This window comes from Dyella sp., assembly GCF_036568765.1.
Taxonomy (GTDB): domain Bacteria; phylum Pseudomonadota; class Gammaproteobacteria; order Xanthomonadales; family Rhodanobacteraceae; genus GSA-30.
Window position 1 is genome coordinate 1 of the sequence record NZ_DATCRY010000257.1, and the last position, 16,688, is coordinate 16,688.

The following is a 16,688-nucleotide window of genomic DNA, read 5'->3' on the forward strand; positions in this document are numbered from 1 at the left end:
CCGCCGTGTTCGATGAACATGGCCGCCTGATCGCGGCCGCCGCAAACCGGGTCGTGCCGCAGTCCTGCTCGGTCGCCCACGCGGAAATGCTCGCCTACATGGCTGCCCAGCAACGCCTGTCGACCTTCCGCCTCAACGCCCAGGGCGGCCGCTACGCCCTGGCGACCAGCGCGCAGCCGTGTTGCCAATGCTTCGGCGCCACGGTCTGGGCCGGCATCGACGAATTGCTGATCGGTGCCCGCGCCGAGGATGTCGAGGAACTGACCGAGTTCGACGAGGGGCCACTGCCAGCCGATTGGATCGGCGAACTCGAACGACGCGGCATCGCGGTGCGACGAGACATCCTGCGCGATGAAGCACGGGCCGTACTCGCCGATTACGGCCAGAACGGGTTGAAATATTGAGTCGCCTGCGTGCCGCGCTGCCGCTGATCCTGCTGATACTGGCGGGCATCGCGCTTTTCGGCTCCGGCTTGCTCGACCGGCTTCATCCGGAGCAGTTGGTCGCCCACCAGGACCAGTTGCGCGCGGAGATCGCAGCAGCACCCTGGCTTAGTCGCCTTGCCTATATCGGCTTGCTGACGCTGGCGATGTCGACCGGCATCCCAGGCACCATCGTCGTCATCTTCGCCGGCGGCTTTGCCTTCGGCGTGTTCGAAGGCACGCTCTATTCCTCGATCGGCGTAACCCTCGGTTCGCTGATTCTATTCCTGGCCAGCCGTTACGCGTTCGGTACCGGCAGCAGGCATCCACCGGCCATCGTGGAAAAGCTGCAGCATGGCTTTGCCCATCATCCGGTCAGCTACACGCTGTTCCTGCGCTTTGTACCCGTGCTTCCCTTTGGCCTGGTGACGGTCAGCCTGGCATGGCTGCGTTGTCCTCTATGGCTGTTTATCGGGGCGACTTTCCTCGGCGGCACCGTCATGCTGATCTTCGAAACCTCGGTCGGTGCCGGACTGGGTACCGTACTGGCCCATAGCGCCAAGCTGGGGCCGGGCCTGCTGTTGCGGCACGAACTGCTCTGGCCGCTGTGCGGCATCGCCCTGCTCGCCCTCCTGCCGCTGCTGATCGAGCGCCTGTCGCGGCGCTGGCGTCGCCATTAATCCTCGATCCCGCGATTACGTCACGACTTGGCGCGACTGAAGGGAACCTCGAAAAACTTGCTTTCTGTGGGAGCGACTTTAGTCGCGACAATCGTGCCTCACCGCAAGTCCTTGTCGCGACTGAAGTCGCTCCCACAACGATAGGATCCGCTTTCGCTATATTCGGGCGATTGCGAGGTTTTTAGAGGTTCCCTGAAGTCGCCCCTGCAAGACAGGCAGGTTTTATCGGCCTGGGGTGAACGGGCCTATTACCGACGGCCATCTATCCAAGCGTCACGCCACGCTTCGATCATTTCGCGCTAGTCTCGGTCACAGGGCCGGCACGGGGAGCGCAAGTGAGCACGGGGCAGGATACCTGGATCGCACGACTATGGCGGCGCACGTCGCTGATGCAGCGGCTTGCCTTGGTTGCGCTCATACCCACGCTGGTTACCGCGCTGTTTCTGGTGATCATGCTTACCCGCCATCAGTTGGCGGCGCTGCGCAGCATGGCGCAGAGCACCGCTGACACGATCGCCATTCAGACCGCTTCGGTCTGCGCCGAGCCGCTACGCCAGATGCAACGGCGCGAGCTGACGCGCATCGCTCAATCGATCGCCGAACTGCCCCACGTGGCACATGTGCAGATCCGCGCCGCCGATGGCGAGATCCTGGCCGACGGTCGTGGCCGCGAAGATCGTGCTCGCAGCGAAAGCCTCACTGTGGAACGCGCCGTCGTCGATGGCGACCTGCCCGGTCACCCCATCATCGGCTCGGTGGTCGTCGATGTCAGCCTCAACGACGCCATCGCTGCCCAGCATTCGAGCCTGCGTAATGCACTGATCGCTTTGGTACTGAGTTTATTGGTCGCGGTCATTATCGGCTGGCAAGCGGCGCGCTGGATCAGCGCGCCGTTACGCCGGTTGGCAGCGGCGGTCCATCAGCTCGGCCGCGGCGACCGGCAAGTGGAAGTGGAAGTCACCGACAGCAATGAAATCGGCGAACTGCAACAAGGTTTCAACAGCGCCGCGGCGGCGCTGTTCGATGTGCAACGCGGGATGGAGCAGGAAATCGAGCATGCCACCTTGGAATTGGCGCGCAAGAATGCCGCGCTCGAAGCGGCTAGTGTCGCCAAGGCACGCTTCCTCGCAGCGGCCTCGCATGACCTTCGCCAGCCGCTGTACGCATTGACGCTGTTCTCCTCGTCATTAGCGGTGGATGAGCGCGACCCCGTACGGTTGGATCGCATCGCGCACATCCAGGAATGCGTCGAAGCGCTGGATCATCTGTTCAGCGAACTGCTGGACCTGTCGCGACTGGAAACAGGTGCCATGCAGTTGGAGATCGGCGAGTTTCCGCTGGATCACGTATTTGAAGAAGTCAGCCGCAATTTCCGCCTGATCGCCGAACAGCACGACCTGCGCCTGGTCATGCGTGCGACGCCTCTGTGGGTGCGCACCGACCGCACGATGCTCGCGCGCATCCTCAATAACCTGGTCAGCAACGCCCTGCGCTACACCGTATCCGGCGGCGTGCTGGTCGCAGCGCGCAAACGACTCGATGGCACCGTGCGGATCGATGTATGGGATACCGGCAGCGGTATCGCACCGGAACACCAGATACGTGTTTTCGATGAGTTCTATCGCATCGATACGCACGGTATCGGCGAGCACGACAGCGGACCGCGTCGCGGCCTGGGCCTGGGCCTGGCAACGGTGCAGCGCCTCGCCGAGCTGCTCGATACCAACGTAACGCTCAAATCGCGGGTCGGCCGTGGCAGCGTCTTCAGCTTTCTGTTGCCAGCCGCCCCCGCCCATCAAACCTTCCACCCGTTGGTGGAGGAACGCCATGTCGATGTGGCCGGCATGCGCGTGCTGGTGATCGACGACGAACCGGCCATTCTCTCGGGGATCCGCTATTTGCTCAGCAGTTGGGGCTGCGACGTCGTGGTGGCCGAGGATCGGACCCAGGCACTGGAGATGGCCGATGCCTGGCCTGCTCCGCCGGATCTGGTGATTTCCGATCTTCGCTTGCGCGATGGCGAAAGCGGCCTGGACGTGCTGGCCGCACTGGACCGCCATTATGGACACGAAGGGCCGACCGCCTTTCCCCGCCTGCTGATTACCGGGGAGACCCGCAGCGACCGTTTGCGCGAAATCATGGCTGCGAAGATCCCCGTACTGTACAAACCCGTGTCGCCGGAACAGTTACGCGAGGCCATGGCAACGGCCCGCGCCGGGGGCTAGCTTGCCGTCCGAGGGCGCGTTTTCACGCCTGACGGCGGACGCCTACTCCAAACGGCAGAGGGGCGGTCGGCCGTTAGACCGTTCGTTCGTATCCGAATGGCTTGCTGCCGCCGAGCGGTAAGGCTATGTTGCACCCGTGGCCGGACGGGTTAGTGACCGTGGCGGGTCACGGGGGAGACCATGCGGATACTGATTGCCGATGACCATCGACTGATCGTCGAGGGGGTCAAGCTCAAGCTTGCCGAGCTTGGGACAGATACCGAGTTTTCGGTCGCCAAGGACGTGCAGGAGTTGCGTGATGCACTGCGCAACGAGCCGGCGCCGGCGCTGGCGATCGTCGACCTGGCCATGCCCGGATCGCACGGACATGCCCATCTGGCCGAAACGATCGAAAACCTACCCGGCGTGCCGGTGATCGTGCTGTCCGGTTCCGAAGACCCGTCACTGATGAAAGACCTGCTGGCCATCGGCGTGCAGGGCTTCATTCCCAAGGCCTATTCGCCCGACGTGATGCTTTCGGCTGTACGCCTGGTGCTTTCCGGAGGAGTCTATGTGCCTCCGATGATGCTCGATGAATCCGGCGAAGTCGCACACGCGCCGTCGATTCCCACCCAGCAGAGCGATGCTGCCTCGCTTGAGGAGCGCCTGCGGCAGCTGCTGACCGATCGCCAGATCGATGTGCTCTGGCTCCTGTCGCAGGGAAAACCAAACAAGGTGATCGCTCGCGACCTGGGAATTAGCGAAGGAACTGTGAAGATTCACTTGGCGGCCATTTTTCGCGCACTGAACGTCCGCAACCGGGTAGAGGCGGTGGTGGCCTCGCGCCGGCTGGCCGGCCCCTAGGGAATGCGCTGATCCGTTCTTCGTAGCAGGCCGTATTGCAAACGCTTTGTCACCCACGCGGTGCCGCGTCAGCGTATGCTCGCGCGACAGGAACAAGAAGCCGCGGCACCGCCAAAAGGGATTGCAGGGGAGTCAAATAGGTTGCACTACGCAAGCTTCCATCGCACCGGTAAGAACAGGCCGAGCGCCGCGTGGCAGGCTTGTTTCATGCTGTGGCTGCTCTGCCTTTGCGCCCTGCCCACGCGAGCCATTGGCCAGGAGCCTGCCGATACGGCCAAGCCGCTGACCTTCGGCGTGCTGCCAATGGGAGGCCCGTCCGAATCGCTGGAATCGTGGCGGCCGATGCTCGACGACATGAGCCACGCCTTGCAACGGCCCATTCGCAGTGTCTCGGTCAGCACCTATGAAGGGCTAGCCCAGGCGCTGGCCGAGCAACGCATCGACTACGCCTTCGTCTCCGGTCGCCTAGCGTTGCAGGCTGTCACGCACGACGGCATGACAGTATTGGCTCAGCTGACCCGCGGGGACGGCACTCGGGGTTACTACTCGGTACTTGTCGTCGATAGAGACTCGCCGATCCACAATGTCGACGACATCTTCGGTAAACCCGGGCACTGGCGCTACGCACGTGGCGAGGCCCTCTCTGTCTCGGGCTACCTCGTGCCCGAGACACAGCTATTCGCCAGCCGCAAGCTCGACTCCGATACCTTCTTCGCCAATGTCACGGTGGACAACCACCAGAACAATGCCCTGGCCGTGGTCAACGGCGAAGCCGATCTGGCGACCAACAACACTGCCGACCTGGAACGTTTCGCCAAGCACTTTCCGGAGCAGTACGCTCGGTTGCGAGTCGTATGGAAATCCAGCTTGATCCCCCATGCGGTCATCATCGCGCGTACCGACCTGCCCACCGAGCTTCGCGAACGCATCGCACAGTTCCTCACCAACTACGCCAAGGGGCGCAATGCCGCGCAAGAGCTCGCCAAATTGCAGTTGATTCATGACATCAGCGGCTTCCGACCAGCCGGCAACGATGTACTTATCGCTTTCGCCGATATTGACTACACCCTCGAACAGCGTCGCGCGATAAGTGCGCAATGGGTCAATGACGACGCGATGAAGGCGCGCCTGCAAAAAATCGAGGCTACGCACGAACAACTCGTGCGCCAGCTAAAGAGCAATCGCCCGCAGAATTTCGCTCATCTCGACGACCGGCCCTGATGCGGCCCCACCCAGATAGCCGAACCGTTTTTGCGGGCATACCGGCTTCGTACGCCACATCTCTATGCCTTTCGTACTACGCCTCCGCAGAATAGTACGAACTGTGTATCGAATCGCTCCGTGCAGTTCCCTACAGTGAGGTGCAAGCCGGCGCAGTGTCGGCTATCGGCTTTACTTGCACAGATTCCGATGCCATGCAGCGCAACCCTCGACAACATGCTCAGGCATCGCTGGCCGCGCGCGGCCGGCTATCTCCTGTTGACTTGGCGAAGGCAGGCCCATGACGCGCTCGCTCGACGGATTGCTGCCGCGCTTGCTGATCGATGCCATCCTTCCTTGCGCGCTCGCCGCCATCGTACTTACGGCCGCACTCACCGTGCAGCGCAGTCTGCTGCTGGTCGAACGTCAACGCAGCGGTGTCGCCCTGCAACTGGAACGACTCAGCGCAGCTTTCGCTTGGGAAAACCACGCACCGCAACAGATCCTCGACCGAGGCTTGCGTGACAGCACCGACCAGAACGTACGCTATATCGGCCTGCAGCTGGCCGATGGACGTCTTTATGGCGCCGGCCAGGAAGATGAGAATGCACGCCAGATCTATGCCCGTGTCTTGCCAACGCCACAACAGCAGGCGCTAGCCACCATCACCATGCAGATCGACCCCTGGCCGCTACGGCGGGCTCAGCTATTGACTTGGAGCGGTGGCTTGCTTTGCGTGGTGGGCATCGCCCTGCTCGCCGTTCTGGCGCGCTCCTCGCTGCGCCGCCGAATTATCGAGCCGCTCCATCGATTGCAGCTTGCACTCGACGACCTGCTACCGCGACGCGACGAATGTGGGGCCGCCGAACAGATGTCGGGCGACGAAATGGCGCGCCTCCATGCCTCCTTGACTCGTATCGACCATGCGCTGAACACGCAACGGCGCGATCTGGTTGCCATCCGCCGCACCAACGCACTGCAATCGATCCGTCAGCAACGCGAAGCGCAGGCGCTCAATCGTAGCAAGTCCCATTTCATTGCCTTGGTAGGCCACCACTTCCGGCAACCTCTGCAGGCCTTGCAATTGTTCACAGCGTTCCTGCGACTCGGCAATGACAAGGAGCAGCAATCCGCGCTGGCACAGATGCGCAGCAGCATCGGCTCGATGACGCGGTTGCTCGATGCGCTGCTGGAGATCTCCCGGTTGGATGCTGGCGTGATCAGTCCCAAACCGACACCCTTCACAGCCGCCGAACTGTTCCTCCGTGACCGGCAAAGCCTGACCGAGCTGGCAGCTCAGCAACGTGTCATGCTGGTCTGGCGCGGCGGCCATCATCGTATCCACGCCGATGCCGAGCTCTGCGGGCGCCTGTTGCAGCAACTGGTCAGCAACGCCGTGACCAACACCCCCAATGGGCGCGTGTTGGTCGCAGCGCGCCGCCAGGGCGATCGTGTCCGCATCGAAGTCCGCGACAATGGCCCGGGTATTGCCGCCGCTCAACATCAACGCATCTTCGAAGAATTCGTACGCATCGAAGGCGATGAAGGCGATGCGCATGAAGGTTATGGCTTGGGATTATCTATTGCCGAGCGCCTGGCTCAGATTCTCGACACCCATATCGGCCTGCGCTCCGAGCCCGGCCGCGGGAGCACGTTCTGGTTCGATGTGCCCAAGTCCACGATCAGCGGCCACAGTCATCGGCTGCCGCCCGAACCCATGCCGGAGGCATGGCGACACGCAAGCTAGCCAATGGCTCTTCGGCAGGGGAAATGTCCTTTCGCGAACACCCGGTGTTCACAGCGCCATAACCCCGCGCGGGCTAGCGTCGGATAGACATAGCGTTCACGTCGCTCCGACAGGGAGGTCGTTATGGCAGATCGGGAACTTCTTCTTGTGTCCAATGCCGATCGCGTTGTCGTCGATCAGCTGCATGCGCGTGGTTTCGGCTCGGTTTTCGACATCGCCCGCCTACCTGCTTCCACCTTTGCCGAGCGATGGAGCGATGCATACGGAGATCCTCAGCAGATACCAACGGCTACAAGAAGAACTAAAGTCCGAAGCCTCTTATCTGGCTGCTGCCGCATTGTTTGCCGCGAGCACTATACCCCACGGCATGTCCAGCCCTCTTTACCTGTTTCCCACTATTTTTGGATTTTCCAACGGCGGCCATGACCCCGGAAGTGCAGCTAATGCCTGGGGCAGCATCATGGAGGCCGGCGCCCAGGCAGCAAGCGACACGGGCGAAATGATGGCATTCGACGCCGACTACGTGCGGCGTGTCGAAGAATGGAACTTGCAGCAATCACAAGCCACGGAAGATTTCAAGGCGATCATGCAGCGCATCGAAGCGCAAGATCACGCCATTGCTTCGGCTAGGTATGAGCTTGCGCTCACCAGCCGCGAGCATGAGAACGCTAAAGAAATACTTCGCACGCTACGCGATCGATTCACCAACGTCGAGTTATTTGAATGGGTAAGAGATAGGTTGTCCAGCTTATATAAAATAATGTTCGACCATGTCGACTCGTTATGCAACAAGACAAAAGCTACCTATCTTTGGGAGACCGGACAGGATCCTTTACCTTATTTCCCCGAGCGCGAATCTTTGTATTGCCACGAATGGATCAAGCGTAGCCTTGGCTGTGACCGCGTGGGTCGCGATACGCCCACCGGTGAACCTGGACATTATCCGTTCGTTACTTAGGCAAAGGAACAAAGACATGCCGCTACCCGCCGCATCCGCGCCGCTCGACGGCGCTCACTTCACGCCCAGGATGGCGTCTCTGCTCAACAGGCATCTTCCCACTGAAGACGCATGTCGCCGGGAGAAATTCCTGGATTCGGTTTTGATGTCGATCGAAAACCGCAGGCAGTATCATTCGTCATTATCTAGAAGCTTATCTCGATGGAAGCAGAATCAGGAATTCGGAGCCATCTATGATGCTCTCAAACCGCACATCCACAAGCTCGATACCTCCGAGCGATCATCCTTATTACGCCTGAAAGGATTGCAAGACATTCCGATTCGCCCGGGAGATTGCTATTTCCCAATTATGGTAGGCCAGCTCCTGGAGTGGTGCGAAAGCAACCACAGCTTCGTAGGCATGCCGTCTTCCGATATATCTACGCCACTCAACGGCACCCATTTCACATCGCGAATGGCATCGCTCCTCAACAAGTCTATCCCTTCCAATGACGCGTATAACCGCGAGAAATTCCTCAATTCGGTATTGATGTCGATCGAAAACCGCGAGCTGGACTCTTCGATGCTCAATACACTGTCCTTTTGGAAGCAAGCAGGTAGATTCGGCAAAGTCTATGAAGCCATCAAACCTCACACGCAAACGCTGAGCGCCTCCGAACGCCTCGCGATGTGGCAATTGAAAGGTTTGCAGGAGATTCCCATCCGCGTGGAATGCCATGAGTTCGAAAACGTACTGGATAGACTCCACGCGTGGTGCGATAGTAATCGCAGTCTTGGCGTTGTCGGATCGGCGTCATCCGTCGCTCACACAGACTCACCGGTCGCGGCAGGGACTTCAATCCATGATGGCACTGCCGGCCGATGCGAGCCAATCGACTTCGAACGAGATAGTCTCATGCACTCCCATGCTCGATACGACCAGGGCGCAATGCATGCGCTCGAACAGTTCGCGCAGAGCATGCCGCACGCTACGCGTTATGAAGACCTGCTCAGCACACTGAGCGCGCATACCGCGCTCAAGCTGGAAATCCTGACCCAAGAAAGCATCAGCTTAGGCTCGGCGCTCGAAGCCCTGGCTAATGCCTTGACGCGGGAATGTGCCAAGAAGGGACTGCAACACATTACCGGTGTCGAACTCATGGGACACCGACCTTGGACGGATGTGTACGTTACAGCTTGGCTCGAACCCCGCCGCGGACATCGAGCTATCGTGTCGCTGGATGAGGTATTGCGCGCACGGAAGCCCGCCACGCAAGCGCCGGGGGCACAGACGGCACACCCCTGAGAAAAGAAAAGGCTTGCCGTATGGCAAGCCTTTGATTCACGTGGTGGGCCGTGATGGATTCGAACCATCGACCAACGGATTAAAAGTCCGCTGCTCTACCGACTGAGCTAACGGCCCGGACGTAATCGAGCCGATTATTTTACGGTCTTGTGGCTGCAGACACAAGCGACCGTGCCGGCTAAGTGGTTGTACGAAGGGGTTTAGTCGCGGTGCTGTTGGACTGGAGCAAGGCCGCCTCCTCACCCCTGACTTCACCGGGGGTGAGGGTTGGGGTGAGGGGGAAACCCCGCGAAGCGACGCTCGCATGCTGCGCCAAGGTTTTCCAAGCCATTACGCGTAACGCGTAGGATCCGGCAGCCCCGCATCGCGAAAGCCCTGCGCACGCAGACGGCAGGCATCGCAATGACCGCAGGCACGGCCCTGTTCATCCGCCTGGTAGCAGCTGACAGTCTCCGCAAAATCCACACCGAGCCGCGCGCCTTCGCGAGCGATATCGGCTTTGCTCATTTTCATCAGCGGGGCATGGATACGAATACCCGCCCCCTCCACGCCCGCCTTGGTCGCCACATTGGCGAGCTGTTCGAAGGCTTCGATGAAGGCTGGCCGGCAATCCGGATAGCCCGAATAATCCACCGCGTTGACGCCGCACCAGATGTCGCTGGAACCGAGCACTTCGGCCCAGCCTAATGCGATCGACAGCATGATGGTGTTGCGTGCCGGCACATAGGTAACCGGGATTGCGGCCGCATCGGGCTGCTGGTCGGTATCCAATGGCACATCGATATCCGCCGTCAGGGCCGAACCGCCGATCGCGCGCAGATCCACCGTGACGGTCTTGTGCGCCACCGCTCCCAGGAGCCGGGATACACGCTCAGAGGCCATGAGTTCGGCGCTATGGCGCTGCCCATAGGCCACGCTCAATGCATAAACGTCGTAACCCTGCTCACGCGCGAGCGCGATGGTGACAGCGGAATCCATGCCGCCGGAGACGAGTATGACGGCTTTCTTGCGTTCGCTGGTGGAAGTCATGATTCTTCTATGCCCGTAAGCTCGGCCGCGCAGCGGCGGGCCTGGCTACCTCTCAATGTCCCGGCTCGTCGTTCCAAAGCAGCTTGTGCAGTTGCAGCTGGAACCGAACCGGCAGTTTGTCTTCGATGATCCATTCGGCGAGCTCGCGTGGCTGTACCGCGCCATGAACAGGCGAGAACAGCACCATGCAGCGCCGGGACAAGCCGAACTCGGCTTCCTTGTCGCGCGCCCATTCGTAGTCGGCGCGGCTGGCGATAACGATCTTGAGCTGATCGTGCGGCTGCAAGTGCTCGATGTTCGACCACAGGTTGCGGCCACTCTCGCCCGAATCCGGAGCCTTGAGGTCCATCACCTTGTGCACGCGCGAGTCGACGACGGAGACGTCGAGTGCACCGGAGGTTTCCAGCGAGACTTCGTAGCCCGCATCGCACAATCGCGTGAGCAGGATCTGGCAGCGCTTCTGCGCCAGCGGTTCACCGCCGGTAACGCAGACGTGCTTGACGCCATGCGTAGCCACCTCGGCCACAATGTCGTCGATGGCACGCCATTCGCCACCGTAGAACGAGTATTCCGTATCGCACCAGACACAGCGCAACGGGCAGCCGGTCAGGCGGACAAACACGGTGCGCCAGCCGATCGCATCGGCTTCGCCCTGGATCGAATGGAAGATCTCGGTGATGCGCAGGCGCTCGGCCGGAACCGGCGCCGACGTGGGTTGCTCCACGCTCGCATCGTGCTCGTGCACCGCGTTGCCTCAGTTGGCCGGCTGCAGTTGCAGGCGGCGCAGGCGATCCTGGGCCAGGCCCGCCGCCTTGGAGCTTGGATACTTGGCAATCACGGACTTGAGCGTGGTCTTGCCGGCATCGTTCTGCTTGAGTTCGAGCTGGGTGTAGCCCAGCTTGAGCAGCGCATCCGGCGCCTTGTCGCTTTGCGGGTAGTTCGCCACCAGCCGCTGGAAAGCTTCCAGCGCCACCTGATAATTCGATGTGGCGTAGTACGACTCACCCAACCAGTAATAGGCATTGGGTGCGAGGTTACTGTCCGGATATTGCTGCAGGAAATCGCGGAAGCCGCGCGATGCCTTGACGTAGTCGCCGCCACGAATCGCGCCGAACGCGGCATCGTAGGCTGCCTGCGCACCGGCCGGATTGGCATTGCTACCGCTGCTGGAGGCCTGGGCCGGCTGCGCAGCCGCATTGGCCGGCGCCCTGCCGCCTTGCGGCGTATTGTTGCCGCTACCACCCTGCTGCGGCGGATTGCCGGCGGACTGGGGCTGCTTCTGTGGCGCGCTACCGCCAGCGGCTCCCGCACCGCCTTCAAGACGACCGATACGCGAGTCAAGATCGACGTATTGCGCCTTGTTCTTGTCCTGGGCTTCCTGCAACTGGTGCTGAAGCTCCTCGATCTGGCCCTGCAACTGCTGCACCTGCTGCTGCAACTGCTGGACCTGGTTGACCATGCCGATACCGCCCTGGTCCTGGTTCTGCGCCTGCTGTTCGAGGCGCGCGACGCGGTCCGCGAGGCTCAAACGGGAATCCTGCGCCATGGCCGGCAACGCAAAAAGCATGGCGGATGCGAATGCACCCGCCATGCCGAGCCTGGCCGTCAAACGATTAGCCAGTTGCTTCTTCATTACTTCGCCGTGTAGACGATCTCGACGCGACGGTTCTTGCTCCAGCAATCCTCATTGTGCTCGCGGCACACGGGCTTTTCCTTGCCGTAGCTGATCACGTTGAGCTGGCTGGCCGAACCGCCGGCAGCCTGCAGGGCGCTGGACACGGCGTTGCCGCGGCGCTCGCCGAGGCCGAGGTTGTACTCACGCGTACCGCGCTCGTCGGTATTGCCTTCCAGACGGATGGCGGCCATCGGGCGATCCTGCAGGTACTTGGCGTGGCACGCCATGATCTGCTGGAATTCCGGCTTGATTTCGGTCTTGTCGAAATCGAAGTACACAACGCGCTGACGCAGGCAGGCGTCACGGTCCAGATCTTCCGGGCCGTACTTGCCCGATTCCTGGGCCGGGGCCTGGGTCACGGGAGCGGTTTCCTGCTGCGGCTGGGGCTTCACTTCCTGCTTCTTCGAGCAGGCGGCCGCGCCAACACAGAGCAGGGCGACCAGGGCGACGCGAACGGTCTTATTCATGGTGGACGTTCCTTCAAACGGGTTTGAGTTCCGACAGTCAATGACGATTGCGGTTACGGGACAGCATTATCGCCGGTGGACCGGCTGTTATTTTGACATCTTGTAGCCCGCGGCGCGCTGTCTTGCATCCGCGAACTTCACCGACGACGGCAACAGGCCTTCGCCGATAACCTTACGGCCGCCCGGACCGTCCGTCTCGGGGCCGGCCCTGCTCACCAGGCCGGACCGCCCTATCGGCGACCCGGCACTACCATCCATACGATCCCTAGTGTTGCTGTTGCTGCTGCCGATAAGGTCCCCACGACGGCTCGCGCACGTCGCCATCGGACAGGAGGAGACGCTGACGTACCAAGCCATCGTTGGAGACGGCATAAAGCACACCTCGGCGTCCTTCGGTAGCGGCATACAGCAGCATGCTGGCATTGGGGGCGAAGCTCGGGGACTCGTCGATCGGTCCCGGCGAGATGGGTCGCACCTGTCCACCCAGACTGCGGTCCATAATGACAATACGATACACGTTCCCGTTGCCCTGCACCATCGCAAGCTGCTTGCCGTCATAGCTGATCGAGGCGTTGGCGTTGTTCTGGCCCTCGAAACTGACCCGCTGCTGGTTGGCCCCGGTGGCCGACATCTGGTAGATCTGAGGACGTCCCGAGCGGTCGGAGGTGAAATAGATGCTCTGGCCATCCGGCGACCAGACCGGCTCGGTGTCGATCGCCAGGTTATTGGTCAGACGGGTCTCCTGGCGGCTGTTGACGTCCAGGACGAAGATCTCCGGATTGCCCACATAGGACAACGAGATGGCCAGCTTGCTGCCATCGGGCGACCAGGCCGGCGCGCCGTTGATGCCCTTGGGATGCGCCGAGATCAACTGGCGCGACCCCGTGGTGATGTCCTGCACGTAGATCGCCGAGTTGCCGCTCTCGAAGGAGACATAGGCGATCTTCTTGCCATCCGGCGACCATGACGGCGACAGCAGCGATTCACGCGAGCGCGCCACCACCTGCGGGTTGTAGCCGTCCGAATCGGCCACCACCAGCGAATACGTGGTGTTGTTGCCCAGGCCGACTGCGGTGATGTAAGCGATGCGGGTCCAGAAGGCACCGCGCACCCCGGTGATCTTTTCGTAGATCTGGTCGGCGATCTGGTGAGCCACGCCACGCAGGTCGCCCGCCGGGGCAGTGAAGGCTTGCGCCAGCAGGCTTTGCTGCTTGTTGACGTCCCACAACTCATACTCGACGCGCAGCATGCCGCCGCCGGCATCGCTGATGCGGCCGATGGTCAGGTAATCCTGCTTGAGCAGTCGCCACGTGGCGAATTTGATGTCGGCGCCCTTGGAGGGGAGCTCGACGATTTCGCTCTTGGCCAGCGAACGAAACTTGCCCGACCGGTTGAAATCGTTGCGAATGACATCGCTCACATCAGTCGGTAACGGCGCGCCGCCAGCCTGGGCAAACGGCACGACGGCGATCGGCGTCGCCGTCTTGGTGCCCGTCATGATGTCGATATTGAGCGACTGCGCCGCCGCCGGACCGGCAAACAACGCCGCGACGAAGAGCAGAATGAGGGTAAAGCTGAGATTTGGTTTACGCATAGGCTTGAATCATCAGGGCCTGAAAGTGAAATCGATTTGACGCTGGAACACGCTTTCGAAACCCTTATAGGGCAGCGGTTGTGCACGCAACACCGCATTTTCGATGGATCGCTTGCCTGGTTCGTCGTAAGGGCAACTCGAATCGACCTTGGCGCTCATGACGTCGCCACCCGGCAATTGCACGATGTGTACAACACATGGAACGCTCGGCATGTTATCCGGGCGCAGCCAATTCTGCGTGACGGCGTTCTGAATAGCCGCCTGATACTGGGCCAGCAAGCTGTCGTCCTTGCCCGCATTGCCTGTCTGCCGCTGTGCAGCATTGGGGACATCCGGCAAACCGTTGTCGCTGGCGTTCTTGAGGTCCGCCAACTGCTGCTGCGCCTGTTTGGCCTTGGTGTTCTGGTTCTTGGTCGCCGCACTGGCCTTGTCCAGCTGCTGGAAAAGATCGTCGATCTTCTTCTGCTCGGCCTTCTGCTTGGCGGCCTGAGCGTCCAGATCGGCCTGACGCTGGCGCTGCTTCTCTTCCTGCTCGCGCTTGGCGTCTTCGGCTTTTTGCGCAGCATCCTGCACCACCCGCTCCTGATCGCGGATATCGGGATGCTCCGGCGGCGGCGGCAACGGCTCGGTCGTCGGCTTCGGCGGCGTCGGTGTGGGCGGCGGTGGCACCGAGGGTGGCGGCGGCACCGAATCGGGCACCGGCTTGACCTTGGGGGCCTTCGGCGGCGGCGCTCCGGTCGGCCCGATCAGCACGGCCTCGATGGGCTCGCCCGGCAGTTCCAGCGGCTTGGCACAGGTAATCGGATTCCAGCCATCCGGCAGGTGCAACGCGGCAAAAACGTTCTCGAACGTCGTGCACGACACGGTCGCGAGGAAAAGGAACCCCACGATGCCAAGATGGAGGATGGCCGAAACGACGACCGCGAAGGATGTGCCCTGGCGGTTGGAGTCGGGATTATTTCGCGGCGCCATTCTTCCCGCCCGACTCAGGCTGGCTCATCAGACCCACCTTGGATACGCCTGCCTGCTGCAGATCGGTGAGGATCTGATAGACGCCGTCGTACTTGCCCTCGCGGTCACCGGCCACCAGCACGCTGACGTCCGGGTTGGCTTTGACGAAGGCGCCGACCTTGGTCTTCAGCCCCTCCTCGTCGATCGGCTCTTTCTTGGCGGTGCCGAGGGTCAGGTACAGCTTGCCGTCCTGGGCGACCGAGACGATCACCGGGTCTTTCTTGTCCTGCAGCGACTTGGCATTCGCCTGCGGCAAATTGACGTCGACATTGGAATTGAGCATCGGCGTGGTGACCATGAAGATGATCAACAGCACCAGCATCACGTCGATATACGGCACGACGTTGATTTCGGATTTGAGCTTGTGGCGCTTGTGGCGCGCTGCATTACGCATGATTGCTTAAGCCCTCTCGCTCAGGCGGCCGCATCGTCGGTCTGGATCTGCCGCTGCAGCACCGAAGAGAATTCTTCCTGGAACACCTCGTAGCGCGAGGCGACGCGCTCGACCTTGTTGGCGAAGCGGTTGTATGCCCATACCGCCGGGATGGCGGCAAACAGGCCCATTGCCGTGGCGATCAGCGCCTCCGAGATATGCGGCGCGACCACCGAGATGGTCACGTCCTTCATTTCGCCCAGGCCCTGGAACGCGCCCATGATGCCCCACACCGTGCCGAAAAGGCCGACGTACGGGCTGATCGAACCGACGTTGGCGAGGAACTCCAGGTTGCGCTCGAGCATGCCGATCTCGCGTGTGCCGGCCACGCGCATGGCGCGCTCGGAGCTTTCGATCACGAGGCGCATGTCGTGCACGCGGCGCTGGCGCTGGCGGGCGAACTCGCGGAACCCCGATTCGAAGACGTTCTCCAGCCCACCATTGGCCGCGCCGCGGTTGTTCACTTCGCGGAACAACTGAGCCAGGTCCGCGCCGGACCAGAAGCGCTCCTCAAAGGCTTCGGCATTCTCATGCGCGCTCTTGAGCTGCTTGTACTTGCGAACGATGATCACCCAGGACAGGAACGAGAACACCAGCAGTATCAGCATCACGAGCTTGACGGGAATGCTCGCCTCGACGATCAGCTTGATAACGTCCAATCCACTGTTCATTGCTCGGGGTACTCCGCCGCTAGGGCCAAAAGGTCAATTAAAATTTTTAGAGGCCGGGGATAAGGCCGCCGGGAATCTGCGCCGGTCGCATGCGGCGGGTATCGACGCAGGCCACGCGGACGGTCGCCCGCAGCAGCTCCGTACCATCGGCCCGGTAAATGCTCTGGGCGAAAAGGATACTGGCTGCACGCCGTTCTTTGACTTCGACCGTCACCTGCAGTTCATCATCCAGCAGGGCCGCCTTGAGGAAATCGAGCTGCATCTCCCGCACCAGGAAGGCCAGACCGGTCTCCTCCTGCACGCGGGACTGGCGCACCCCCAGAGCCCTTAGCCACTCCGTACGGGCGCGTTCGAGGAATTTCAGGTAGCTAGCGTGGTAGACCACCCCGCCGGCATCGGTATCTTCCCAGTAGATGCGGACGGGCCAGGTAAAGGGCTTGGCGGGTTC

Annotated in this window: 17 protein-coding genes and 1 tRNA gene; 8 read left to right on the plus strand and 10 right to left on the minus strand. The window is 61.5% G+C overall.

The features are described from left to right. The 8 genes from VIM98_RS16930 to VIM98_RS16965 all read left to right on the plus strand — a co-directional run. The coding region (locus VIM98_RS16930) for a nucleoside deaminase (RefSeq protein ID WP_331994288.1) at positions 1–404 on the plus strand (404 nt) is incomplete at its 5' end. Further along, positions 401–1,102: a TVP38/TMEM64 family protein gene (locus VIM98_RS16935; protein ID WP_331994289.1), complete on the plus strand. Its 702-nt coding sequence runs from the start codon at positions 401–403 to the stop codon at positions 1,100–1,102. The genes VIM98_RS16930 and VIM98_RS16935, both read left to right, overlap by 4 nt. Before the next feature lie 335 nt (positions 1,103–1,437). Beyond that, positions 1,438–3,327 carry a hybrid sensor histidine kinase/response regulator gene (locus VIM98_RS16940; protein ID WP_331994290.1) on the plus strand — a complete coding sequence of 630 codons (1,890 nt, stop codon included), beginning with the start codon at positions 1,438–1,440 and terminating at the stop codon, positions 3,325–3,327. Between the two features lie 180 nt (positions 3,328–3,507). After that, positions 3,508–4,170, plus strand: a complete 663-nt coding sequence (locus VIM98_RS16945) for a response regulator transcription factor (protein ID WP_331994291.1) — start codon at positions 3,508–3,510, stop codon at positions 4,168–4,170. 207 nt (positions 4,171–4,377) lie between these two features. Then, complete coding sequence (gene phnD, locus VIM98_RS16950) at positions 4,378–5,391, plus strand: phosphate/phosphite/phosphonate ABC transporter substrate-binding protein (RefSeq protein ID WP_331994292.1); 1,014 nt, start codon at positions 4,378–4,380, stop codon at positions 5,389–5,391. Positions 5,392–5,671: 280 nt separating this feature from the next. Then, a complete protein-coding gene (locus VIM98_RS16955) occupies positions 5,672–7,117 on the plus strand; it encodes a HAMP domain-containing sensor histidine kinase (RefSeq protein WP_331994293.1) in 1,446 nt (481 codons plus the stop codon). Between the two features lie 184 nt (positions 7,118–7,301). Further along, positions 7,302–8,075: a hypothetical protein gene (locus VIM98_RS16960; RefSeq protein WP_331994294.1), complete on the plus strand. Its 774-nt coding sequence runs from the start codon at positions 7,302–7,304 to the stop codon at positions 8,073–8,075. Between the two features lie 16 nt (positions 8,076–8,091). Then, complete coding sequence (locus VIM98_RS16965) at positions 8,092–9,360, plus strand: hypothetical protein (protein ID WP_331994295.1); 1,269 nt, start codon at positions 8,092–8,094, stop codon at positions 9,358–9,360. A 41-nt stretch (positions 9,361–9,401) separates the two neighbouring features. Here VIM98_RS16965 and VIM98_RS16970 read toward each other — a convergent pair. The 10 genes from VIM98_RS16970 to ybgC form a co-directional block, all read right to left on the minus strand. Next, a tRNA-Lys gene (locus VIM98_RS16970) sits at positions 9,402–9,477 on the minus strand. Between the two features lie 213 nt (positions 9,478–9,690). Beyond that, positions 9,691–10,389: a 7-cyano-7-deazaguanine synthase QueC gene (queC, locus tag VIM98_RS16975; RefSeq protein ID WP_331994296.1), complete on the minus strand. Its 699-nt coding sequence runs from the start codon at positions 10,387–10,389 to the stop codon at positions 9,691–9,693. Between the two features lie 52 nt (positions 10,390–10,441). Further along, complete coding sequence (gene queE / locus VIM98_RS16980; RefSeq protein WP_331994297.1) at positions 10,442–11,113, minus strand: 7-carboxy-7-deazaguanine synthase QueE; 672 nt, start codon at positions 11,111–11,113, stop codon at positions 10,442–10,444. Positions 11,114–11,143: 30 nt separating this feature from the next. Then, positions 11,144–12,022, minus strand: coding sequence for a tol-pal system protein YbgF (ybgF, locus tag VIM98_RS16985; protein WP_331994298.1), 879 nt, complete (start codon positions 12,020–12,022; stop codon positions 11,144–11,146). Continuing rightward, positions 12,022–12,531 (minus strand): peptidoglycan-associated lipoprotein Pal, encoded by a 510-nt coding sequence (gene pal, locus VIM98_RS16990; RefSeq protein WP_331994299.1) that lies wholly within the window; start codon positions 12,529–12,531, stop codon positions 12,022–12,024. The genes ybgF and pal overlap by 1 nt, the downstream gene beginning before the upstream one ends. Positions 12,532–12,796: 265 nt before the next feature. Then, positions 12,797–14,125 carry a Tol-Pal system beta propeller repeat protein TolB gene (tolB, locus tag VIM98_RS16995; RefSeq protein WP_331994300.1) on the minus strand — a complete coding sequence of 443 codons (1,329 nt, stop codon included), beginning with the start codon at positions 14,123–14,125 and terminating at the stop codon, positions 12,797–12,799. Positions 14,126–14,137: 12 nt separating this feature from the next. Further along, a complete protein-coding gene (gene tolA, locus VIM98_RS17000; RefSeq protein WP_331994301.1) occupies positions 14,138–15,097 on the minus strand; it encodes a cell envelope integrity protein TolA in 960 nt (319 codons plus the stop codon). Then, complete coding sequence (gene tolR, locus VIM98_RS17005; protein ID WP_331994302.1) at positions 15,081–15,530, minus strand: protein TolR; 450 nt, start codon at positions 15,528–15,530, stop codon at positions 15,081–15,083. The genes tolA and tolR overlap by 17 nt, the downstream gene beginning before the upstream one ends. A 20-nt stretch (positions 15,531–15,550) precedes the next feature. Continuing rightward, the gene (gene tolQ, locus VIM98_RS17010) at positions 15,551–16,240 is read right to left on the minus strand and encodes a protein TolQ (protein WP_331994303.1); all 690 of its coding nucleotides are present in this window, start codon (positions 16,238–16,240) and stop codon (positions 15,551–15,553) included. Positions 16,241–16,286: 46 nt separating this feature from the next. Continuing rightward, a partial coding sequence (ybgC, locus tag VIM98_RS17015) for a tol-pal system-associated acyl-CoA thioesterase (RefSeq protein WP_331994304.1) occupies positions 16,287–16,688 on the minus strand: 402 nt, incomplete at its 5' end.

Bases quoted from the DNA above. Each gene is read 5' to 3' on its own strand.
- VIM98_RS16945 (WP_331994291.1), top strand. From the start codon at position 3,508: ATGCGGATACTGATTGCCGATGACCATCGACTGATCGTCGAGGGGGTC.
- phnD (WP_331994292.1), top strand. From the start codon at position 4,378: ATGCTGTGGCTGCTCTGCCTTTGCGCCCTGCCCACGCGAGCCATTGGC.
- VIM98_RS16955 (WP_331994293.1), top strand. From the start codon at position 5,672: ATGACGCGCTCGCTCGACGGATTGCTGCCGCGCTTGCTGATCGATGCC.
- VIM98_RS16960 (WP_331994294.1), top strand. From the start codon at position 7,302: ATGCGCGTGGTTTCGGCTCGGTTTTCGACATCGCCCGCCTACCTGCTT.
- VIM98_RS16965 (WP_331994295.1), top strand. From the start codon at position 8,092: ATGCCGCTACCCGCCGCATCCGCGCCGCTCGACGGCGCTCACTTCACG.
- queC (WP_331994296.1), bottom strand. From the start codon at position 10,389: ATGACTTCCACCAGCGAACGCAAGAAAGCCGTCATACTCGTCTCCGGC.
- ybgF (WP_331994298.1), bottom strand. From the start codon at position 12,022: ATGAAGAAGCAACTGGCTAATCGTTTGACGGCCAGGCTCGGCATGGCG.
- pal (WP_331994299.1), bottom strand. From the start codon at position 12,531: ATGAATAAGACCGTTCGCGTCGCCCTGGTCGCCCTGCTCTGTGTTGGC.
- tolB (WP_331994300.1), bottom strand. From the start codon at position 14,125: ATGCGTAAACCAAATCTCAGCTTTACCCTCATTCTGCTCTTCGTCGCG.
- tolA (WP_331994301.1), bottom strand. From the start codon at position 15,097: ATGGCGCCGCGAAATAATCCCGACTCCAACCGCCAGGGCACATCCTTC.
- tolR (WP_331994302.1), bottom strand. From the start codon at position 15,530: ATGCGTAATGCAGCGCGCCACAAGCGCCACAAGCTCAAATCCGAAATC.
- tolQ (WP_331994303.1), bottom strand. From the start codon at position 16,240: ATGAACAGTGGATTGGACGTTATCAAGCTGATCGTCGAGGCGAGCATT.